This is a genomic window from Luteolibacter ambystomatis, from assembly GCF_018137965.1.
GTDB lineage: Bacteria > Verrucomicrobiota > Verrucomicrobiia > Verrucomicrobiales > Akkermansiaceae > Luteolibacter > Luteolibacter ambystomatis.
Window position 1 is genome coordinate 3,466,105 of sequence record NZ_CP073100.1, and the last position, 20,111, is coordinate 3,486,215.

20 protein-coding genes and 1 tRNA gene are annotated in these 20,111 nt (G+C 61.8%); 11 read left to right on the forward strand and 10 right to left on the reverse strand.

The window, feature by feature from the left end:
* Positions 1 to 413 precede the first annotated feature (413 nt).
* From KBB96_RS13115 to KBB96_RS13125, 3 genes are all read right to left on the reverse strand, one after another.
* The gene (locus KBB96_RS13115) at positions 414 to 1,580 is read right to left on the reverse strand and encodes a pyridoxal phosphate-dependent aminotransferase (protein ID WP_211629899.1); all 1,167 of its coding nucleotides are present in this window, start codon (positions 1,578 to 1,580) and stop codon (positions 414 to 416) included.
* A gap of 191 nt (positions 1,581 to 1,771) precedes the next feature.
* Positions 1,772 to 2,632, reverse strand: coding sequence for a 50S ribosomal protein L11 methyltransferase (locus tag KBB96_RS13120; RefSeq protein ID WP_211629900.1), 861 nt, complete (start codon positions 2,630 to 2,632; stop codon positions 1,772 to 1,774).
* 112 nt (positions 2,633 to 2,744) lie between these two features.
* Positions 2,745 to 2,819: transfer RNA gene (locus KBB96_RS13125), tRNA-Gly, on the reverse strand.
* A gap of 171 nt (positions 2,820 to 2,990) precedes the next feature.
* Here KBB96_RS13125 and trpC point away from each other — a divergent pair.
* The 5 genes from trpC to KBB96_RS13150 are packed head-to-tail and all read left to right on the forward strand — an operon-like array spanning position 2,991 to position 9,089.
* Entirely contained in the window at positions 2,991 to 3,779 is a 789-nt protein-coding gene (gene trpC / locus KBB96_RS13130; RefSeq protein ID WP_345779495.1) for an indole-3-glycerol phosphate synthase TrpC, read from the forward strand.
* Between the two features lie 27 nt (positions 3,780 to 3,806).
* Positions 3,807 to 4,547 carry a hypothetical protein gene (locus KBB96_RS13135; RefSeq protein WP_211629902.1) on the forward strand — a complete coding sequence of 247 codons (741 nt, stop codon included), beginning with the start codon at positions 3,807 to 3,809 and terminating at the stop codon, positions 4,545 to 4,547.
* Positions 4,544 to 6,892 (forward strand): DUF3160 domain-containing protein, encoded by a 2,349-nt coding sequence (locus KBB96_RS13140; protein ID WP_211629903.1) that lies wholly within the window; start codon positions 4,544 to 4,546, stop codon positions 6,890 to 6,892. Before KBB96_RS13135 ends, KBB96_RS13140 begins: the two co-directional genes overlap by 4 nt.
* A 35-nt stretch (positions 6,893 to 6,927) precedes the next feature.
* Complete coding sequence (gene amrB, locus KBB96_RS13145) at positions 6,928 to 8,529, forward strand: AmmeMemoRadiSam system protein B (RefSeq protein WP_211629904.1); 1,602 nt, start codon at positions 6,928 to 6,930, stop codon at positions 8,527 to 8,529.
* Between the two features lie 5 nt (positions 8,530 to 8,534).
* On the forward strand, positions 8,535 to 9,089 hold the full coding sequence (locus tag KBB96_RS13150; RefSeq protein ID WP_211629905.1) for a GNAT family N-acetyltransferase: 555 nt from the start codon (positions 8,535 to 8,537) through the stop codon (positions 9,087 to 9,089).
* A 3-nt stretch (positions 9,090 to 9,092) separates the two neighbouring features.
* On the opposite strand, the gene KBB96_RS13155 is transcribed toward KBB96_RS13150, so the two are convergent.
* From KBB96_RS13155 to KBB96_RS13185, 7 genes are all read right to left on the reverse strand, one after another.
* Positions 9,093 to 9,563, reverse strand: coding sequence for a hypothetical protein (locus KBB96_RS13155; protein WP_211629906.1), 471 nt, complete (start codon positions 9,561 to 9,563; stop codon positions 9,093 to 9,095).
* Positions 9,560 to 9,982 (reverse strand): ExbD/TolR family protein, encoded by a 423-nt coding sequence (locus tag KBB96_RS13160; RefSeq protein WP_211629907.1) that lies wholly within the window; start codon positions 9,980 to 9,982, stop codon positions 9,560 to 9,562. The genes KBB96_RS13155 and KBB96_RS13160 overlap by 4 nt, the downstream gene beginning before the upstream one ends.
* A gap of 8 nt (positions 9,983 to 9,990) precedes the next feature.
* Positions 9,991 to 10,656 carry a MotA/TolQ/ExbB proton channel family protein gene (locus KBB96_RS13165; RefSeq protein WP_211629908.1) on the reverse strand — a complete coding sequence of 222 codons (666 nt, stop codon included), beginning with the start codon at positions 10,654 to 10,656 and terminating at the stop codon, positions 9,991 to 9,993.
* A 12-nt stretch (positions 10,657 to 10,668) separates the two neighbouring features.
* Positions 10,669 to 11,430 (reverse strand): energy transducer TonB, encoded by a 762-nt coding sequence (locus KBB96_RS13170; protein ID WP_211629909.1) that lies wholly within the window; start codon positions 11,428 to 11,430, stop codon positions 10,669 to 10,671.
* Between the two features lie 110 nt (positions 11,431 to 11,540).
* Positions 11,541 to 12,338: an RDD family protein gene (locus KBB96_RS13175; RefSeq protein WP_211629910.1), complete on the reverse strand. Its 798-nt coding sequence runs from the start codon at positions 12,336 to 12,338 to the stop codon at positions 11,541 to 11,543.
* A gap of 4 nt (positions 12,339 to 12,342) precedes the next feature.
* The gene (locus KBB96_RS13180; RefSeq protein WP_211629911.1) at positions 12,343 to 13,965 is read right to left on the reverse strand and encodes an ABC transporter permease; all 1,623 of its coding nucleotides are present in this window, start codon (positions 13,963 to 13,965) and stop codon (positions 12,343 to 12,345) included.
* 46 nt (positions 13,966 to 14,011) lie between these two features.
* On the reverse strand, positions 14,012 to 14,458 hold the full coding sequence (locus KBB96_RS13185) for a universal stress protein (RefSeq protein WP_211629912.1): 447 nt from the start codon (positions 14,456 to 14,458) through the stop codon (positions 14,012 to 14,014).
* A 128-nt stretch (positions 14,459 to 14,586) separates the two neighbouring features.
* Between KBB96_RS13185 and KBB96_RS13190 the strand changes: the two genes are divergently transcribed.
* The 6 genes from KBB96_RS13190 to KBB96_RS13215 all read left to right on the forward strand — a co-directional run bounded on the left by KBB96_RS13190 (position 14,587) and on the right by KBB96_RS13215 (position 20,109).
* Positions 14,587 to 14,964, forward strand: a complete 378-nt coding sequence (locus KBB96_RS13190; RefSeq protein ID WP_211629913.1) for a VOC family protein — start codon at positions 14,587 to 14,589, stop codon at positions 14,962 to 14,964.
* 242 nt (positions 14,965 to 15,206) lie between these two features.
* The gene (locus tag KBB96_RS13195) at positions 15,207 to 16,367 is read left to right on the forward strand and encodes an ABC transporter permease (protein ID WP_211629914.1); all 1,161 of its coding nucleotides are present in this window, start codon (positions 15,207 to 15,209) and stop codon (positions 16,365 to 16,367) included.
* Complete coding sequence (locus KBB96_RS13200) at positions 16,364 to 17,104, forward strand: ABC transporter ATP-binding protein (RefSeq protein WP_211629915.1); 741 nt, start codon at positions 16,364 to 16,366, stop codon at positions 17,102 to 17,104. Before KBB96_RS13195 ends, KBB96_RS13200 begins: the two co-directional genes overlap by 4 nt.
* Before the next feature lie 7 nt (positions 17,105 to 17,111).
* The gene (locus tag KBB96_RS13205; RefSeq protein WP_211629916.1) at positions 17,112 to 18,068 is read left to right on the forward strand and encodes an efflux RND transporter periplasmic adaptor subunit; all 957 of its coding nucleotides are present in this window, start codon (positions 17,112 to 17,114) and stop codon (positions 18,066 to 18,068) included.
* Positions 18,065 to 18,688, forward strand: a complete 624-nt coding sequence (locus KBB96_RS13210) for an NUDIX hydrolase (protein ID WP_211629917.1) — start codon at positions 18,065 to 18,067, stop codon at positions 18,686 to 18,688. The genes KBB96_RS13205 and KBB96_RS13210 overlap by 4 nt, the downstream gene beginning before the upstream one ends.
* Positions 18,689 to 18,699: 11 nt before the next feature.
* Positions 18,700 to 20,109, forward strand: coding sequence for an efflux transporter outer membrane subunit (locus tag KBB96_RS13215; protein WP_211629918.1), 1,410 nt, complete (start codon positions 18,700 to 18,702; stop codon positions 20,107 to 20,109).
* The last annotated feature ends 2 nt before the right edge of the window (positions 20,110 to 20,111 follow it).

The following is a 20,111-nucleotide window of genomic DNA, read 5'->3' on the forward strand; positions in this document are numbered from 1 at the left end:
ATACAAACACAGAATCCGTCAACAAAGAACCTGCGAAAGTATTTACATTTGTGCTACAGCGATACGAAGAACCGGCACGTCCATGTCGATTCCTGCCATCGCCCGTGTCGGCACTGGCGGTAGCGTCATGGGACTGTTTCCTAGGCACACCCATAGCCGGAGTGGCCGCGGTTTGCCAGACGGGCTCCGAAGCACAGACAAAGGGTTTCATTGGATGGGCTTGAGCGAGGCATTCAGGGGCGCCTCACGTTTCCGCATGGAAGTCCATGCGGTGGAATATCTTACAACTCCCACCCTTCACCCCACCACCCGAATTGGTGGAAATCAAACTCTCCCCAAGAAACAAAAACGCCGCCCGGTGGAACCGATGCGGCGTTTATGAAGAGTCGGAAGCGGTCGCGGCCGCTGGCGGATCAATGCTCGCGGCAGAACTGCTCGAAGCGGGTCAGGCCCTCATTGAGCACATCCAGCGTGGTGCAGTAGCTGAGGCGGATGCCATCGTCATAGCCAAAAGCGATCCCCGGAACGGCAGCCACCTTGTATCGCGACAAGAGCTTGTCGCAGAGGTTCTGGGACTTCAGTCCGAGGTTGCCGGTGTAGACGAAGAAGTAGAACGCTCCCTTCGGCTCGACCACGCGGATGTTATTGATGCCCTTCAGGCGGTTGAACATGAACTGGCGGCTCACGTCGTATTCGCCACGGAGGTCTTCGATGAAGGTCTGGTCACCGGTCAGGGCCGCCACCGCCGCGTATTGGGCGAAGGAGGTGACGTTCGAGACGGTGTGGTTCTGGATCTTGTCGATCGCTTCGGCGAGAGCCTTGGGCGCGGCGGTGTAGCCGAGGCGCCAGCCGGTCATCGAGTAGGCCTTGGAGAAGCCGTTGACGGTGATGGTGAGGTTGTAGAGCTCTTCGCTGAGGGAGGCGATGGAGACGTGCTTGGCATCACCATAGACGAGCTTTTCGTAGATTTCGTCAGACAGGATGACGATGTCCTCGCCCAGGGCGATGTCACCGATGTCCCGAAGCTCCTGTTCGGTATAGACGGCACCGGTCGGGTTCGAGGGCGAGTTGAGGATGACCATCTTGGTCGCCGGGGTCATGGCGTCCTCGAACTGCTCCGGAGTCATCTTCCAGCCGGTGGACTCCTTGGTTTCCACCAGCACCGGGATGCCGCCGGCGAGGCGGACCATCTCCGGATAGGACACCCAGTAGGGAGTCGGAATGATGACTTCGTCACCTTCCTCTACGACGGCGAGGATGGCGTTGAAGCATGCCATCTTGGCACCTGCGGTGACGCAGATCTGCTTCGGATCGTAGGTCAGGCCGTTGTCCTTGAGGAGCTTCTCGGAAAGGGCTTGGCGCAGTTCCGGGATACCGGCGGAAGCGGTGTACTTGGTCTTGCCCTCCTGCAGCGCCTTGATGGCGGCTTCCTTGATGAAGTCCGGGGTATCGGAGTGGGGCTCGCCACCGGCGAGACCGTAAACTTCCTCGCCCTTGGCCTGCATGGCCTTGGCCTGGTTCGTGACGGCCAGAGTGAGCGACGGTAGAACCTGTGCGATGCGGGATGAAATGCTGTCCATGGAAGCGCGCGGATGGTGATTGGCCGTCCTCCGGGCGGTCAACGGCGTTGGACAGCCCGGAAGGCGGGGCGCTGTTTTCACCGCTGGCCCCCGGGGGTGCAAGTGAAATGGACACAGTTGACAAAACGGCCCCTTGAAGCCGTGGGCTTTCCGCCAGAATGAGCCGACAACCTCCCCCCTGTTGGACGGGATCAGACCTTCTCCACCAAATCCACCATCCGTCCACCGCGCGCGGTCACCCATTTCCCCTTCCGGATCACTTGGGTAAACCCGAGGCCATTGGCGGCGGCAGCGGTGAAAACGTCCCACGCCTGGGTGGCGAGGATACCGGAGACGATCAGATCACCGCCCGGTGCCACCGATTTCGCGATCACCGGCCACGCCTGGATGAGCACGGTGGAAAAAATGTTGGCCAGGACCACATCATAGCCCTTCTTGCGCGGCTTCCACTTGAGGATGTTCTGTTCCTTCACTTCGACGCCATCCACACCGTTGCGACCGAGATTTTCGATGGCGACCTTCACGGCAAAGGGATCGAAATCGCAGGCGTAGGCCTCGCCGGAACCCAGCTTCCGGGCGGCGATGGCGAGCAGGCCGGTGCCGGTGCCGAGGTCCGCCACCGTCCAATCCGTGCCCTTGCGCTCGCGAGCGATGTCCACCAGCAGACGCAGGCAGGTGGAGGTGGTGGCATGATCGCCGGTGCCGAAGGCCATTTCCGGCGGGATCGAGATGATGTCGCGGCCGGGATGTTCCTTGCGGATCTTCGCGAGCTCCTTCGGCTTGCTCTCACCCGTAACGAGAAACACATCGCGGACTTTGATCGGGCGCGGCAGCGGGACCTCCTTCTTGTGCCAATCGCTGGCCAGCGGCCGGACGGATCCCCCCCACTGCTCGATGATGACATCCGCCTCCCTGCGGGTGTTGCAATAGACCTGCACGCGCACGGACTTGCCGCCCTTGATGATCTCGATGGCGAGGTTGGGATTCCCAGCGAAGCGTTCTTCCCAAGCATCCATCCACTTCGCGGCGGAGAGTTTCGACCAAACAAACATGAGGACAGGTTGAACCGGGCGGAGGATTTTGGGAAGCCGCAGCTTGCCGTTTCAACGAGGCGGCAGAACCATGTCATCCCCTGAAACGCAAAAACCTCCCGGAAAGGGAGGTTGGAGCGGGCGATGAGATTCGAACTCACGACATCCACCTTGGCAAGGTGGCGCTCTACCACTGAGCTACGCCCGCGACGCGTATTGCGTGCGCGCTTTCTACGCATCCGCGGCCTGCGCGCAAGAGAAAACCACAAAGTTTTTTGCCATGCGGACGGAGATCCCCTGGCCACCAGTCGTTTGCCGGAAGATGCTCCGCCGCACTTGGGGCTTGGAACTTGCCGCAAGGAACTCCAAACACAGCCGCGTGTCCGACAAGCTCGCCCAGATCATCGCCACCAAGCACCAGGAAGTCGAAGCGCTGATTCCCCGCGCCGCCCACCTGCGCGCGGGCGCGCTGATGCGGAATGACTTCGGCGGCTTCCGCGCGGCCCTCGACCGCGGCCCGGGCAAGCTGGGCGTGATCGCCGAGGTGAAGAAGGCGTCCCCCTCCGTGGGTCTGATCGATCCGGACTTCGATCCGGTCCGCCAGGCGAAGCGCTATCTCGATGGCGGCGCATCCTGCCTCTCCATCCTGACGGACGAGAAGTATTTCCAAGGCTCGCTGAGCTACCTCACCCAGATCTCGCGCTTTTCCAACGCCCCCCTGCTCCGCAAGGACTTCACCATCCATCCGGTGCAGATCCACGAGGCCGTGGTTTCCGGCGCGGACGCCATCCTCCTGATCGTGGCGGCGCTCGATGATGACCTGCTCCGCAAGCTCTACGACGAGGCGAAGTCCTTCCAGCTCGACGTGCTGGTGGAAGTCCACGACCTGCCGGAAATGGAACGTGCGCTGGAACTCGGTGCGGACCTGATCGGCATCAACAACCGCAACCTGAAGACCTTCGAAATCGACCTCGCCACCACCGAAGCCCTCGCCGACGAGGTGCCGGACGAGGTGCTGCTGGTGTCCGAAAGCGGCATCAAGACGCTCACCGATGCCCAGCGCGCGCTCGATGCCGGTGCGAACGCGGTGCTGATCGGCGAGAGCCTGATGCGCGCGCACAATCCCTCCGAGGAGATCGAGGCGTATCTGGCGCTGGAGGCGAGCTGAGAATAAGGTTCAAAGTCAGCTAACGAGATGTCCTCCATTGCTCAAGCGTCCTCTCTCGTCAGCCACTTTCGCGGGTCTTCATTCAGGAACGCAGTATCCAGCCTTGAAAAAAAGTTCACAGGTTTAGATCAAAAACGCACAGCTGAGGCCCTGTCTGAAAAAGGCATTGGAATTGACCTCTTGGCGGCAGCGCTATTCATCAAACGGAACTCGAGCCAGATTGACGAGATCATTCACACCATCGGCATTCTTCAAGTTCTTCCTCTGATCTTAAAAGAAGGGGAAATAGTCGAATCTCTTTCTCTTGCAGCTGGAAATACAGGCCGTGGATTTGACTTGGAGACCAACCATCGGATTGCCGAATTCACCTTCATTGACTGGAAGGGAGGCTCGGAAGTAATACGACAGAACAAGATCTTCAAAGACTTCTTCTTTTTGGCGGAAGAGAATACGAGCAGAGAGAAAGAGCTATATACCATCGGCACATCGCATCCTGCCAAGTTCTTCGAAAGCAACAGAGCCCTGAGCAAAATTCTGCAAGGCAACTCCAAACTCGGTGAGGCATATCGACAAAAACATGGTGAACCCGCCAACAAGAGTGTGCGCACCTACTGTGAACCCAGAAAGAACTCCGTAAAGCTACGGGACATTTGTGTCTATATCCCAAGCCTCGGCATACTCGAAGGCGCCCACCGGCAACAAGCGAAGCGCCCTAGGTTCTCTCTCTTGCCCCGACTTGGATTTCATGCTTCCCTGCTGGCATCATGAAAACCCGGCAAATGCTTCTCGGGGCTTGGTTGTGTGGTGCCACGGCGTTCTCACAGGTCGCTCTTCCGGAGGCCGCTCCGGGTCCGTTCGCGCCGGTTCCGGCGAAGCTTTCCACCGGCCCCGAACTCCCGACCCAGCCGATGGAGCCGAAGCCGCCCGCGCTCAAGGACTGCGCCAATGCCACTGCGGTTTACAAGACCCTCGGCATCAAGCTCAGTGATGAGCAGAAGAAGACGCTCGAAAAAGACCGCTTCATCCTGATTCCGCTTGAATCCACCTGGTTGGCAGAAGACCTGCCGACCACCGATGAGGAAAAGGAGTGGGCGTTCACGCAGGACGAGATGTTGAGCGCCTTTTCCCAAACCGGCGGCACCGATCCGGAAGACCGCAAGCCGTGGCAGACGCGGCTCATCACTCCGGATGTGGTGCTGCACGCTTGGCATGCCGGGTTTTCGCGGGTGTTGGAATACATCGAACAGCGCCGCCTGCATGAAGTGCTCACCATCTTCCTCGAAGGCTCTCTCGACAATGTCCGCGAACTGCGCTCGAAAGCGACCGGCCCGGCGGCGGATCGCCTTGGTTGGACGGAAGCCCGCTTTGCCGCGCCGTGGATTTTGTTGGGGCCGCCCGCACCACCGGATCCCGATCCTTCGAAGGACTTCGATGAAGAGGGTAAGCCGAAGCCAACACCGCCGCGTCCATCGTACGATGAGGTGGTGAAGCAGCGCCTCGCCAGGATCAAAGCGGAACTACCCGCCGAGGCGGGAGCGGCCTTGGAAAAGGAAATCAGTCTCGTCATGGCGGCGGAAGGCATGTCCTCCTCGCCCTTGTTCGGCAAATACGCGCCGGACAAACCTTCCGATTACACCCAGTATAAAGTCCGCTCGCACTACACCAAGAGCGACACGCTCGGCGGCTACTTCCGCGCGATGATGTTCCTGGGTCGCAACGGCTACGAATTGAAGAGCGCGGAAGCGATCGGAGACGCGCAGCTCGCGACGCTGGCAATGGCCCGCACAACCTCGAAAGGCGCGACTCCTTTGACCGCTTGGAAGGAGGTGATGGAGATCACCGGTTTCTTCGCCGGCCAGAGCGATGACATCACCTACACGGAATTCCGCGAATGGATCGGCTCCACGCTCGGCAAGCCCGCGCTGGAAACCGAGGCCGCGCTTTCCACGGACACCGCCACGAAGCTCACCGCCGCACTCGGCAAACTGCGCGCGCCGATAATCGTTTCCACCGGTCATGCCGACCAAACCACTTCGCCGGATTCCGATCCGAAGGCCTTTCGTGTGTTCGGCCAGCGTTTCACCTGGGATGCGCGCGTGCTCGATCGATTGACCCGCGGTGCCCCGCAGGACATGCCCGCGCTGCCAACCGCGGCGATGATTCCCGCGGCCTTCGGCGACGAGAAGGCGGAGGCGATTTCGAAAGACTATCTCAAGGCGATCCCGGACAAGGGAGCAGCCTACGCGGCGGAGTTCGACAAGCGGCTGCCGGACATCCGCAAGGAACTCGCGGGCGTGAGCGACAACGATTGGTTCGCCTCGATGGCATCGAAGCAGCTCCATGTGATCTCGATGCTGGCGAAGAAACGCAACGCGAATTTCCCCGCCTACATGCAGTCCCCCGGCTTCGCGGCGAAGAATGTGATCTCGATGCTCGGCTCCTACACCGAGCTGAAGCACGACACCGTGCTCTACGCGAAGCAGAGCTACGCCGAAATGGGTGATGGTGCGGAAGAAGGCAAGATCCCGCCCGCACCCCACGGCCTGGTGCAACCGGACGTGGCCTTCTGGCGCGAGATGGAACGCCTTGCCACCTTCGCCAACGACGGCTTCACCCGCCACAAGCTGCTGCCGGATGCGGAGGAAGAATTCAACCGCTTCCGGATGTTCGCGAAATCGATCAAGAGGTTCCGCGAAATCGCCGAGAAGGACGTGGCCGGCCAGCCGATCACGGACAAGGATTGGGAAGCGATCCGCACCGCCGATTTCTCGCAAATGGCGCGCCCGATCCTACCCTATGACGAACCAAAACCCGGCGAAGGCAAGAACGCGCTGGTCACGGACATCCACACGGATGCCGCCGGCGGCAAGGCCCTGCACCAGGGACTCGGCCGCCCGCAGGTGATGATCGCCATCGGCGGTGGCCGCCATGGCAACCGCCTGCTGGTGGGACTGGCCTACAACTACTATGAGTTTGCGAGATCGCTGGAAAAGGGCCGCATGACCGATGAGGAATGGCAGTCCCACATCTACGTGGCGAAACCCGAACTCCCGGCGCGCTCCGTCTGGCAGCCGCCGGTGACCAAGCCCGCGACCGTGAAGCGCGAGGAATGAAGCCGCTCCGGCTTTTGATTCCCGCCATGTGTCTCATGCTGCGGGCCGCGGCGGCGGAGCCTTATCCGCTGTTCTACGATACCTCCGCGCTGTTCCTGCCTGCCATCATCAGCGCGGAGAAGAACGTCCGGCCGCTGGAGCAGCCGGTGACGGGTGTGACCGTGCCGCATCACCTGCTGGCTGCGGATATGATCGCGGACACGCTGCGGCTGGCATCGGCGCATCGTTACAAGCGGATCCTGCTGCTCAGCCCGGATCATTTCCGCCGCGGCACCACGCCTTGCTCCACCACCACGCGGCCCTTCAAGACCGTGCTGGGTGATGTGCCGGTGGACGAAGCAGCCGTGCGCGCGCTGCTCGGCGATGCGGCGGTTTCGGAGTCCTCGCTGTTTTCGCACGAACACGGCATCCAGGCGATCCTGCCGTTCCTCGCACGCTGGTTTCCCGGCACACCGGTGGTGCCGATGACGCTCGATATCCGCTCGAAGCCGGAGGATTGGCCCGCTCTCGCCCAACGTCTCAAACCTCTGGTCACACCAGACACCTTGATCGTCCAATCCACAGACTTCTCCCACTACCTGCCGCAACCTGCAGCGGCGGAACGCGACCAGCAAACGATGCGTCTGCTGGCCTGCGGAGATGCCGCTGGCATTCCGGCCTTGGGACAACCGCAGAACCTCGATTCCAAAGCCTGCCAATGGCTGCACATGACACTGGAGCGGGAGGTGAATGGCATCGCCGCTCCGGTGGTGGTGGATAACCGCAATGCCATCCGCTATGGCGGTCGCAGGGACGAGCCGCGCACCACTTCCTACATCACGCAGGTCTATTCGCCGCGCTTCATTCCGGCATCGTCGCTTCCGGGCGAAGCATGGTTCTTTGGAGGAGACACCCAGTTCGGCAGGAACATCGCGAATCTATCGAAGGAACGGCTGGATGCCATGTTCGAGAAAATCCTCGCCGTCACCGGTTCGCGTCCGCTGGTGGTGAATCTGGAAGGCGTGGTGCTGGATGATCCTCCATCCGGCCAGCAACATCCGATGCGCATCGGCATGGCTTCCGCAATCACCTTGGAACAACTCCACAAACTCCATGTGGCTGCCGTCTCCATCGCGAACAATCATTCACTCGACTACGGCCGCGAAGCCCGCAAGGGGATGAAGAAGACTTTGGCTGATCACGGCATCGTCGTGCTGGACGAAGGCACTTCCACCGATCTCGGCCCCTTCCGGATCGGAACCGCAACCGACGTCATCAATCTCCCTTCTCCCGCGAATGCGGTGCTGGCAGCGGATTCCTTCGATGTATGGAAGCAGCCGGACTCCAAGAAGCCCTTGTTCGCATTCCTTCACGCGGGCATCGAGTATCGGGATGCGCCGGGAGCGCGCGAACGATGGCTGGCGGAGTGGACTGAAAACGCGGGGGCGGCACTGGTGATCGGCTCTCATCCACATCGACCGTCAAAAGGATGGGAACGATCGGAAAAATCGCTGCGGTTTTATTCGATGGGGAATCTGATTTTCGATCAGAGCGATCCGGCGAACAGCGGAGGGCTGGTCGAGGTGCGCTTCTTCGAACAAGGAACGTGGGCGGCGAGATGGCTTCCCTTGGGCAATCTGTATCGCAACTCGAAGTAAGCTCCATGCACCCACCCGAACAAATCACGACCGCACGCTTGGTTCTGAGAAGGCCCAAAGCTTCCGATCAGGCCGATCGGTATGCTTACGCCAGTGATCCGGAAGTGGCCCGCTACATGGACTGGGCCATGCCGGAAAGCCCTCTCGACATGCCCAGTGTGGAGAGTTCCGCGGCACGCTGGCAGGCCGGACGGGATTTCAACTGGGTCATCACGGCCAGACCCTCGGATCAGGCGATCGGAAACATCGCATGCCGGATCGAGGGCGATACCGCAGACTTCGGCTACCTGCTGTCGCGAGACTGCTGGAGCCGAGGCTACGCCACCGAAGCGGCTGCCGCACTCTTCGAGTGGCTACACGGTCTGGATAGCATCACACGCATTGAGGCAACGTGCGACATCGACAACGCGGCTTCCGTCCGGGTACTCGAGAAAGTCGGCCTGACATTCCAAGGCACCCACCGGGAGCGAATCATCCGGCCCAATCTCGAGCCCGGAGTTCCCCGGGAAGTGCTGGTATATGCATGGGTCCGCGAGGCTCATCCCCGCGCCTCCGGATAGGTATTATTCCTGCGGCTTCGAGCCCGCCTGCTTGAGCTTCGCAACGGCTTCGTCGAGGCGCTTGCGGGTCGCAGCCAGGGCGTCGCTGGTTTCCTTCAGACGCTCGTCCCGCACCTTGATGGCTTCATCGCGCACCTTGATGGCCTCATCCTGGACCTTCACCTGCTCCTGGGCCTGCGTGATGCCGGCCTGGAGGGCGGTGGCTTCGGCGAGGCGGGCTTCGAGATCCTTGGTCTTCGCGTCGGCGTCCGCACGGATCGCTTCGATGGATTTTTTCAATCCGTGGATATCCCCTTCGAGCGCGGACTCGCGCTTCTCCGATTCGATGCGGAGATTGTATTCATTGACCGCCTGGACCTCCGTGTCATGGAGCTTATGCTCCATGCCCTGGCCGATGACCCATTGGATCAGGATGAAGACGACCAGAAGCACGCAGCCGATGGCGTTGACGATGGCAAAAATGCGGGCGCTCACTTGCTGGGAGTTTTGGTTTCGAAGCCGTACTTTTCAACCTTGGCGGCCCTGATGGCATCGATCACGGCGACGATGGACTTGTGCCTCGTTTCTTCGTCCGCGGCGATAAGCACACGCGTTTCATCGGTCACGGGCAGGTTCTTCAACCGGTTGGTGATCTCCGTGGGAGTGACGATGGCGGTGTCCCATGTGGTCACGCCCTGGGCGTCGATGGCGAGATGGATTGTCGGTGGCTTCGCGTCATGCACGGCCGTGGAGGCCTGCGGGACCTTCACGTTGATCCGGTGGATCTGTGTCATGCTCAGGCTCACCAGCATGAAGCTGGCGAGCAGGAAGAACATGATGTCGATGAGCGGAACGATCTCGATCCGGGCTTCCTCCTCGTGATCGCCACCGCCGCCTGAAAGTTTGACCGGCATCGCAGGGATCAACGGTTGATGTGACGGGCCGCGGCGAATGCCTCAAGGTCGTGGCCGTGGGCTTTCGCGTTCTGCACCAGCAACTCGGCGTGGTTGATCCAGCGCTCGAAGTCGCCGCGGAGGACCGCCACGCGCTTGCGGAAATAGTTGTAGGGCAGCAGGCAGCTGATCGCGATGCCGAGACCGGCCGCGGTGGCGATGAGCGCCTCACCGATACCGCCGGAGACCTTCGACACGGCCAGCGCGTCATCACCGATGGAGCTGAAGGAGCCCATGATGCCGACCACGGTGCCCAGCAGACCAAGGAGCGGGGCGAGCGTGATGATGGTACCGAGCACCCACTGGCGTGCCTCCGCCTTCTCCAGCAGGTCGGACGCATGCAGTTGCATCGCGGCGAGCATGGAGGTGTGGGCGTGGGTCATGCCATCCCGCAGGTTGATGAGGAACGGATCACTCGAATTGCCGACGATCTGCCATGTGGCATCAAACCGGCCGGTGCCGAGTGTTTCACGCGCCTGCTCGTGCTGGGAACGGCGGATCGTGCGCTTCAGGGATGCCCACCACAGGGAGCGCTCGAGGAGCACGCAGAGGGCGAGGAAAAAGGTGACGAGGATGGGCCACATGACCCAGCCGCCGTGCTGGAACTTCTCGATGACAATATTGGCGAACAACATGAATCTCTGGAGTCAGTGGGCATCCGTCAGGTTGAAGGTCACGGACGCCTGGATGCTGCCACGGGCCCCGGGCTTGAACTTCCAGCGGCGCACGCCGCTCTCCGTGGCGGATGCCAACCCTGGATAGGGGGAGGACTTGATGCGGACGTCCACCACATTGCCCTGTTCGTCCACGGTCAGGACAAAGGATACGCGGCCCTGCTCACCACGGGAGCGGCAGTCGCTGGGATAGTTGGGCCTCGGCCTGCGGCCACCGGCGAAACGATCCGCCCCCACCTGGCCCGCACCGGTGCCTGCCGCGGTACCCGCGCCACTGCCGGCTCCAGCGCCGCTGTTGGCAGCGGAAGTGGCGGGACGGGAAGTACTCCGGGGTGCGGAACCCGTGGTCTTCGCCTTGACCACCTGGGGACGCGGCTTCTCCTTGGGCTTCTCGGTCACAAGGCTGTCCGGCTTCGGCTCGGGAAGATCCGGCACTTCGGGCAGCGGTTCGATCTTGGGAACTTCCGGAATCTCCGGCACGGGCTCGACCGCAACCGGCTCCGGTGTGGGAACGTCTTCCGTCGGCTCGGCATCCGCGATGTCTGTTGGTGCGGAGCCGGCGGCTTCCAGATCGAGATCCAACAAACCTTCGTCATCCGACAGCTTCAACTCAATGCCCTTCCGCTCCGGCAGTATGTAGTCCACCTTGACCCAACAAGCCACCGAACTGGCTCCCGCCATGGTCAACCACGCGGCGAGGGTGGAAATATTGACGACTTGGAAGAGCGGGCTCATCGCGACAAGGAGTTCTTATTGAGACTGCGTCTCACTTGCGAAGAGAAAAGAAGACCCTCGGGCAGGTGTCAAAGCAAATTTAACGCAACCAATATACAATTACAGTCCTCCTACAAGGATTCCTGTCGGGCTTTTTCGTAAAAATCGCGGAACCAAGCTGGCATCTGCTCCAGCTCCTCGGGTTTCAGGCTGAAAGCCACCGGCTTCAGCAACCACCCCTGCACGTTCATGGCGGTGAGGAAAAGAAACACGAAAGCCACCGTCCGCCACGCGGGAGGGTAGGTGCGGACGGTTTCGTGGCCACCCACAAAATCCCACAAGCTGGCACCCACCCGCCGGAGACTGATCCAACTGATTGTGAGGCAGATCGGGAACAGCAGGTTGAGCCCCAGCCCGACACCCGCGACGCACACCAGGACCGCCCGCCGGAGGCTCTGCACCGCCGAGAGTTTCGAGCCATCGCGATTGAGCACCTTCAGCCCCAGCAAGGCTTTGCCGGGAGTGGTGGCGAACCAGTGGATCAATCCGATCTCGATCACGAACCACGGGATCAGTTGCAGCCCGATGAACCAGGGATTTGCCGCCACGGACTTCAGGTCCACCTTCCCCAGGGTGAGAAAGCCCCACAGGAAGACGCCATAGAGGGTGAAGTCGAACATCCTCGCCCAGAAACGCCGCCACACCGGCGGAGCGGCGACCGCGTGTGCAGGCAGGGGCGGTGGCAGCACCGGCGGTCGCTCGATAGTGACACGGAATACAGGAACCTCCCCGACGGGGGTCCAACCTGCCATGCTCTCGCTCCAGACCGGATCGGCCGGGCCGAGTTCACCCGTCTCGATTTTACGACGAATCTCGTAGTCGGGAAACGGACCGGCTTTCTCGCCGTCGCGGATGATCCAGAAATCCATCGGTTCAGAGGTTGCGGAGGGACTTCGCGGCATCGCTGCGGGCGGCGAAGAACGCGGGCACGAGCGCGGCGAAGGAGCAGAGAAGGAAGGCGAGGAAGGCGAAAGCCACCTGCTCCTTCGGATTGTTGTAGGCGGGGAGGATCGTGAAGCCGGTGAAGCTGGAGGTGAAGGGATCGAAGCCAAGCTGGCGCAGGCAATCCTGCAGCACCCCGCGGTAGTGGATCACCACTCTTCCCAAACCAACCCCCAGCACCGCGCCGAAGAAACCGAGGATCATGCCCTGATAGACGAAGACCCGCACGATCTGGCCGGAGGTCGCCCCCAGCGCCTTCATCACGCCGATCTCACGGCGCTTCTGGATGGTGACCGTGAACATCACCGCCATCATCGAGAAAGCGGACACCAGCACGATGAACGACAGCGCGAAGTACATCATCATGCGCTGCTGGTTGATGAGCGAGAAGAACGCCGAGTACTGCTGCATCCAGGTGAGCGTCCTCCACTCCGGACCCATTCTTGCAGACAGCTCCTTCGCCACCTCTCCCGCCTTGTAGGGATCGGACAGACGGATGGAGATCCCTTGCACCGAATCACCGAGACCGGACAGCGTTTGCGCGAGTGTCAGGGGCATGAAGACCTCCGGAGTAAGGGTCATTTGCGAGGCCTGATAGACGCCCACAACCAGCGCTTCCTTCGGCAGCACCACTTCCTTGAGACTCTTCAAGGTCTCCCCGTCCATCTTGTCCGGATCGGTTTTCCCGAGTTCCGCGAGGCTTTGGTCCAGTTGTTCGCGCTGTTCCTTGTTGAAGACATGGGTGCCATTCGCCTCATCCCGTTCGGCCTCGCCCATCGTATCCAGGACATCCTGGAGCAGTTGCCGCTCCGGCTCCCGGATGCGCTCCGACCAGATTTCGTGAAACAGGTCGTACGACTGTTGCAGGGTGGCGGTGGGAATGACATCGGCCTCGCCGCGCTTCTTCCATCCTTGGGAAAGCAGATCGTTGGCCTTCTTCCACTTCTCCGCGAATGCATCGCGGACGGGCGGCTTTTCAGTGATCTTGTAGGCCGCCATCACCTGCTCGAAGTTGCGCGTCGAATAAAGCCGGACGGTCTGGCCCACGCCGATGCCGAACTGTTCCGCCAGCGTGGATGAGATCACCACCCGGTCATCCAGGCCCATGTCCGCGGAGGAATCGGGATAGTGGTCCCGGTCCAGCATCCGCGTGATGCGTTCCACCTGCGAAGGATCCTCGGTGTCAATAGCCTGGAACATCACCGGCTTCTGTGTCGAATCGACATCAAGGATGACATTGTCCGAAACAAACGGCGCGACCGCGTCCACTCCCGTCACCATTTTCGCAGGCCCGGAGTCCTTCCGCCAATCGTTCACGGTGTTCGGGCTGGCGGGGTCGAGAGGATGGTGGGTCAGGAGGATGTGCGGGGTGAACCCGAGCAGGCGGCTCTTCACATCGCGCTCCAGACCTGCGTACACCGCCATCACCACCACCAGCACCAGCACGCCGAGCAGGACGCCGACCAACGAGATGATGCTGAACGAGGACAGCATCGAGCGCCGGGGATTGAGATACCGCCGGGCGAGCAGAAAGCTGAAGGAGCGTCGGGCCATGCGGCATCCCTAACCGCCGTCCGCCAGTCCCGCAAGGCCAACGCCATCAGGACCGTTTCACGGGAATCACCAGAGTGGGCACCGCCGCCTTGCGGATCAGGCCTTCCGCCACGCTGCCGAGAAGCAGAGAGGCCACCACCCCGTGGCCATGGGTGCCGAGAATCACCAGATCGGCGGAATGTTCCGCCACATACTCGATGATCGCGTGCAGGGGGCTGCCATCGGCCAGCTTGGTGCGGGCTTCCACGTCACTGGGGACCGTCGCGAGCAATTCGTCCAGTTTCGCTACCGCCCGCTTCCGGGCTTCTTCCTGAAAGGTGTGGATCGCCGGGAACTCGTCCGGAGTGAACCCGTAGGCAGTGTAGGCAGGCTCCGCCTCCAAGACGTGCAGGAGATGCAGGATCGCCTTGAAGGCGCGGGCCTGGTCCACGGCAGAGGCCAGTACCGCAGAGGTGGAATCGGAGAAATCGAGGGCGGCGACGATCGTTTTCATGGCACCGGATATCCTAACCCCGCTCGAGGCCGGATGCCACGATGATCGTGTCCGCAGCGGTTTTTGCGCGGCTTTCGCCAAAAACCGGGTTTTGCCAAACCGCCGGTCCGCAGCCACACTCCCCGGCGATGATCAAATTTCTCCATACCCGCATCCGCGTGAAGGACATCGATGTCTCCGTCGCGTTCTACGAAAAGCTCGGCTACGAGCTGACCGACCGCCGGGACTCGCCGCAGGGCAACAAGCTGGCGTTCCTCGGTCTGGAAGGAAACGACGTCTTCCTGGAACTCTGCCACTCGCCCGAATACACCGCCACCTGCCCGGAAGACCTCATGCACACCTGCCTCGGCGTGCCGGACATCGTGGAATACTGCGACAGCCTGGAACAGGGCGGCATCGAGATCTGGCCCTCCGGCTGGCGTGAAAAATTCACCACCGGCGGCCGCAAGATGGCCTTCGTGACCGATCCGGATGGTTACGAGGTGGAGATTCTGGAGCGTGCCTGATTCGCTTGGAATTCGGGCAAATGAACCACGGATTTCGCAGATGGCGCTGATTGAAGATTCTTTATCTGCGTCATCTGCGAAATCCGTGGTTCACTTGCCTTCTCCCCGGTGCCGTTTGTTTGAAACAGCTCGCTCGTAAAATCACGAGAATGCGCCTCGCCGGTTGCGTCATCGCTTGCGGCTGCTAGGGTCGCGGCACGCAAGCGGATGCTTGCGGGATTTTCATCCCATCCACTCCGCGCATGTTCGGCCTCGCGCTCAAAATGCTCTTCGGCGACACCGCCAAGTATCTCATGCTGGTGGCCGGATTGTTTTTCGCGACCTTCCTCATCGTCCAACAAGCGTCCGTGTTCTGCGGGCTGATGCGCTGGACCACCGCCACCCTCAAGAATGTCGGCGCACCGATCTATGTGGTGGAGGAACGCGTCGAGCAGATCAACGAGGTAAACCCGATGCGCGACACCGACGTCTCGCGCGTGCGCTCCGTTTCCGCCGTGCGCTGGGCGATGCCGCTCTACTCCGGCATCCAGCGCGTGAAGCGCGATGACGGCAGCTTCAAGACGATCCAGCTCGTCGGTATTGATCCAGCTTCGCTCGCCGGAGCACCCACGCGGATGGTGGAAGGCAATCTGGAAGACCTGCGGCTGCCGAACACCGTCATCATCGACGAGCTCGCCATCGAGCAGCTTTCCAAGGACAAGGACCATCCGATCAAGATCGGCGATCGCTTCGAAATCAACGACGTCGAGGCCCGCGTGGTGGGCACCTGCAAGGCGATGCGTTCCTTCATCGGCGGCCCCTACATCTGGACCACCTACGAGCGCGCGCTGCAATACACACCGCCCCAGCGCAAGATGCTCTCCGCGGTGATCGCCGCTCCGGTGGAAGGCATGACTCCCGATGAAGCCGCCGCCGCGATCACGCGTGAAACCGGTCTGCGCGCGTATGTGAACCGCGAGTTCAGCAAGGATCAGAACGACTTCAATACCTCCACGATCTGGTGGTACGTGCGGAACACCGGCATCCCCTTCTCCTTCGGCACCACCGTGGTGATCGGCTTCATCGTCGGCATCGCCATCGCCTGCCAGACCTTCTACGCCTTCGTGCTGGACAACCTGAAGCACCTCGGCGCGCTGAAGGCGATGGGCATGTCCAATTTCCGGCTCAGCGTGATGCTGGTAATCCAGGCGATGACCGTCGGCATCATCGGCTTCGGACTCGGATTGCTCGCGACCTCCGGCTTTGCCATGGGTGCGATCAAGCACGACCAGCCCCCATTTTACATGCCATGGATCATCCCGGTGGTCGCCTTCGGCGTGATCCAGGTGATCTGCATGCTCGCGGCGTTGATGGGCATCATCCGCCTCAGCCTTTACGAACCCGCCATGGTCTTCCGCGCATGAACGGTGACTCCCACATCGTGGTCGATGTCCGCGCCGTCGAGAAGAGCTTCGGCGAAGGACAGAACCGCATCCATGTGCTCAAGCACGTGAACCTGGAAGCCCGCACCGGCGAGATCCTGATGTTGGTGGGCCCGTCCGGTTGCGGAAAAACCACGCTGCTCAGTGCGATCGCCGGCACGCTCAAGATCGATGGCGGCGAGGTAAACGTCTTCGGCCAGCCGCTGCATGACATGTCCGGTGGTGCGCTCACGCGTTTCCGCGCGAAGCACATCGGTTTCATCTTCCAGCAGTTCAATCTCATCCCCACGCTCAGCATCGCGGAGAACGTGAGCGTGCCGCTGTTGATCCAAGGCGTGTCGAACGGCACCGCGATCAAGAAGGCCCGCGCCGCCCTGGAGTCCGTGGGTCTCGGCAACCGCTGGAAGGAACGCCCGAACAAACTTTCCGGCGGCCAGCAGCAGCGCGTCGCCATCGCCCGCGCGCTGGTGCATGAACCTCCGCTGGTGATCTGCGACGAACCCACCGCCGCTCTCGACGCGCAAAACGGCGAGATCGTTCTCGACCTGTTCCGCGGCGTGGCGCGGTCACCGGATCGCGCCGTCATCATCGTGACCCACGACAACCGCATTTTTTCCTACGCCGACCGCATCGCAAAAATGGACGACGGCGAGATCATCGAGGTCCACGAGCAATCGCAGGACGTGAAGCCTCATTTCGAACACGAAGCCGCTCATTGATTCCCTCATGAACTTCCTCTCAAAACTCATCCGTTACGGCACGCTGGCCGGTGCCGCGTTCGGCGTCTGGATGATCTGCATGGTATCGAAGAGCCAGGCGGAAAAAGAGATGCCGCCCGCGGCTGATCCGCCGATTCCACCGCCTCAAAAACCCTTCATCCATGCGGTCGCCGCCACCGGCATTCTGGAGGCCCTGAGCGAGAATGTCTCCATCGGCGTGCCCGTTCCCGGCCTGGTCACGCAGATGCAGGTGAAGGTAAACGATGCCGTGAAGAAGGATCAGCCGCTCTTCACCATCGATGACCGTGATCTGCGCGCGGAGGAACTCTCCACCAAGGCCCAACGCGAAATCGCCCGCGCCCAGATCGATGTCTCCGAAGCCCAGCTCAAGAAGACCGAGACCCAACTCGCGCGCCTCGAGTCCGTGACCGATCCACGCGCCGTCAGCAAGGACGACCTCGAAAACCGCCGACAGGACGTGCTCGTCGCCAAAGCCCAGGTGGCCGCCGCCAAGGCCCAGCTCGCTTCCACCGAAACCGCGCTGCAACGGCTCGCCCTGCTCATCGAGCGGCTCACCGTCCGCTCGCCACGCGATGGCAATGTCCTCCAGGTGAACATCCGCTCCGGCGAATACGCCGCCACTTCGCCGAAGTCCCCCGCCCTCATTATCGGAGACATCGACCGCCTCCAGATCCGCGCGGACGTGGATGAGCAGAATGCCATCCGCATCCGCCCCGGCCAAAAGGCCATCGCCTATCTCAAGGGCGACCCCAGCGTGACCTTCCCCCTCGAATACCTGCGCGTGGAACCGTATGTGATTCCAAAAGTCTCGCTCACCGGTGCCAGCACCGAACGGGTGGACACGCGAGTCTTGCAGGTGATGTATTCCCTCAAGCGCCCGGAAAATCCGCCGCTCTACGTCGGCCAGCAAGTCGATGTCTTCATCGAAGCCCCGGAAAAATGACCGCCTCCGATCCCATCACCCAGCCGCTCGACTGGATCGCGCTGAGCCGCGAATTGAAATCCATCGCCGAAGCCGGTCTCCGCTACGGCGAGAATGCCTACGACCGCGAACGCTACGCGCGTATTCTCGAACTCGCCTCCGCTCCCCTCTCTGCCGTCGCACCGGACTTCGAATGGCCGCATGAGTTCGGCTACGCCACGCCGAAGGTGGACGTGCGCGCGGTGGTGTTCGATGGAGACAACGTGCTGCTCGTCCGCGAAGCTTCCAATGGCCTGTGGACTCTACCCGGCGGTTGGGCCGATCTGAATCTCAGCCCCGCTGAAAACGCGGCGAAGGAAGTGCGCGAGGAAGCCGGTCTCGATGTGGTGGTGGAAAAACTCATCGCCTGCTGGGACAAGGACAAGCAGGGGCATCCGAAGCAGCCGGAGCACGTCTACAAGCTGGTGTTCCTGTGCCGGAAAACCGGCGGCGAGCTGACCACCAGCCACGAAACGGATGCGGTGGAGTTTTATCCCATCGACCAGCTTCCGGAGCTCTGCCCGCACCGGGCGGCCGATCACTACATCGAACTCGCGCGCCGCCATCACGCCGATCCTTCTCTTCCCACCGCTTTCGATTGATCCATCCACCCATGAAACCCGTCCTCCTTCTGCCACTCGCCGCCACCTTCGCCCTTACGGCGTGCAAGGTCGGTCCGAACTTCCAGTTTCCGAACCTCTCCGGCGGCAGCAAGTGGAAGGAGTCATCGGTTTCGCACAACGCGCGGTTGCCCGATGACTGGTGGCGTCTCTTCGGCGATGCGGAACTCACCCGCCTGATCAACCGCTCGCTGGCGGCGAACAACGACCTCGCTGCCGCCAAGTCGCGCCTCGATACCTCGCGGGCGCTGGTGGGACTCGACCGCGCGCGCTTGTTTCCCACACTCGATCTCAGTGGTTCAGGTGGGATCTCACGGCAGTCGTCGGATTCGGTCACCTCGAACGTTCCCTCTGCCTTTGCCTCTTCGATCCCGCTGGAGAACCAACGCTATCGATCCACTTTCAATCTCGCCTACGATCCCGACCTGTGGGGCCGCAACAAGCGCGCGGTGGAAGCGTCCTCCGCCGAGGCCGATGCAAGCGCCGCGCTGGTGGATGCGCAGCGTCTCGGCATCGCCGCGGAGGTGGCCCGCCAGTATTTCCTGCTGCGCGGACTCGATGCGCAGGAAGGCGTGCTGCAGGCCACGCTCAAGACCCGTAAGCAGTCGCTGGACATCCAGAAGAGCAAGACCGACGCGGGCCTGACGGATGGCATCGCCACCTCCAGCGCCCGCACCGAGCTGGAGCTTGCCAACAACGATCTCGCCTCCGTGCAGCGCCAGCGCGGCGCGGCGGAGCACGCGCTCGCCGTGCTCTGCGGCACCACGCCCTCCAGCTTCTCCGTCTCCCATCGCGGTCCCTCAGGTTCGATGCCCTCAATCCGCCCGGGCCTTCCAGCCGATGTTTTGGCACGCCGCCCGGACGTCCGCGCGTCCGAACAAAAGCTGCGTGCCGCCAACGCCCGCATCGGCGTGGCGCAGGCCGCGTTCTATCCGAACTTCAGCCTCTCCGCGGATGCGGGTTTCGAGTCGCTGGACATCACCCGCTTCCTCAACTGGGAAAACCGCGTGCTCTCGCTGGGCGCGAACGTAGCCGCACCGATCTTCGACGCGGGCACCAACAAGTCGAATTACGCCGCAGCCCGCAGCCGCTACGATGAAGCGATGGCCGCCCATCGCCAGACGCTGCTCGTGGCCTTGCGTGAGGTGGAGGATGCCCTTGTCGATTTGAAGGGCCTCGCCGCCTCCCGCCGCTCGCTGGACGCCGCGCTCACCAGTGCGCGCGACACCAAGCGTCTGACACAGGAGCGCTACGACAAAGGACTCACCAGCTATCTCGATGTGGTCGAAACCGACCGCACCGTGCTGCGCGTGGAGCTCGCGCTCGCCCAGGTGGATTCCCAACAGCGCATCACTCTCGCCGCGCTGGCCAAGGCTCTCGGCGGTGGCTGGAGCGGGAAATGATT

Coding starts and splice junctions, on each gene's coding strand:
- KBB96_RS13115 (WP_211629899.1), bottom strand. CDS start 1,580: ATGGACAGCATTTCATCCCGCATCGCACAGGTTCTACCGTCGCTCACT.
- KBB96_RS13120 (WP_211629900.1), bottom strand. CDS start 2,632: ATGTTTGTTTGGTCGAAACTCTCCGCCGCGAAGTGGATGGATGCTTGG.
- KBB96_RS13135 (WP_211629902.1), top strand. CDS start 3,807: ATGTCCTCCATTGCTCAAGCGTCCTCTCTCGTCAGCCACTTTCGCGGG.
- KBB96_RS13140 (WP_211629903.1), top strand. CDS start 4,544: ATGAAAACCCGGCAAATGCTTCTCGGGGCTTGGTTGTGTGGTGCCACG.
- amrB (WP_211629904.1), top strand. CDS start 6,928: ATGCTGCGGGCCGCGGCGGCGGAGCCTTATCCGCTGTTCTACGATACC.
- KBB96_RS13150 (WP_211629905.1), top strand. CDS start 8,535: ATGCACCCACCCGAACAAATCACGACCGCACGCTTGGTTCTGAGAAGG.
- KBB96_RS13160 (WP_211629907.1), bottom strand. CDS start 9,982: ATGCCGGTCAAACTTTCAGGCGGCGGTGGCGATCACGAGGAGGAAGCC.
- KBB96_RS13165 (WP_211629908.1), bottom strand. CDS start 10,656: ATGTTGTTCGCCAATATTGTCATCGAGAAGTTCCAGCACGGCGGCTGG.
- KBB96_RS13170 (WP_211629909.1), bottom strand. CDS start 11,430: ATGAGCCCGCTCTTCCAAGTCGTCAATATTTCCACCCTCGCCGCGTGG.
- KBB96_RS13175 (WP_211629910.1), bottom strand. CDS start 12,338: ATGGATTTCTGGATCATCCGCGACGGCGAGAAAGCCGGTCCGTTTCCC.
- KBB96_RS13180 (WP_211629911.1), bottom strand. CDS start 13,965: ATGGCCCGACGCTCCTTCAGCTTTCTGCTCGCCCGGCGGTATCTCAAT.
- KBB96_RS13185 (WP_211629912.1), bottom strand. CDS start 14,458: ATGAAAACGATCGTCGCCGCCCTCGATTTCTCCGATTCCACCTCTGCG.
- KBB96_RS13190 (WP_211629913.1), top strand. CDS start 14,587: ATGATCAAATTTCTCCATACCCGCATCCGCGTGAAGGACATCGATGTC.
- KBB96_RS13195 (WP_211629914.1), top strand. CDS start 15,207: ATGTTCGGCCTCGCGCTCAAAATGCTCTTCGGCGACACCGCCAAGTAT.
- KBB96_RS13200 (WP_211629915.1), top strand. CDS start 16,364: ATGAACGGTGACTCCCACATCGTGGTCGATGTCCGCGCCGTCGAGAAG.
- KBB96_RS13205 (WP_211629916.1), top strand. CDS start 17,112: ATGAACTTCCTCTCAAAACTCATCCGTTACGGCACGCTGGCCGGTGCC.
- KBB96_RS13210 (WP_211629917.1), top strand. CDS start 18,065: ATGACCGCCTCCGATCCCATCACCCAGCCGCTCGACTGGATCGCGCTG.
- KBB96_RS13215 (WP_211629918.1), top strand. CDS start 18,700: ATGAAACCCGTCCTCCTTCTGCCACTCGCCGCCACCTTCGCCCTTACG.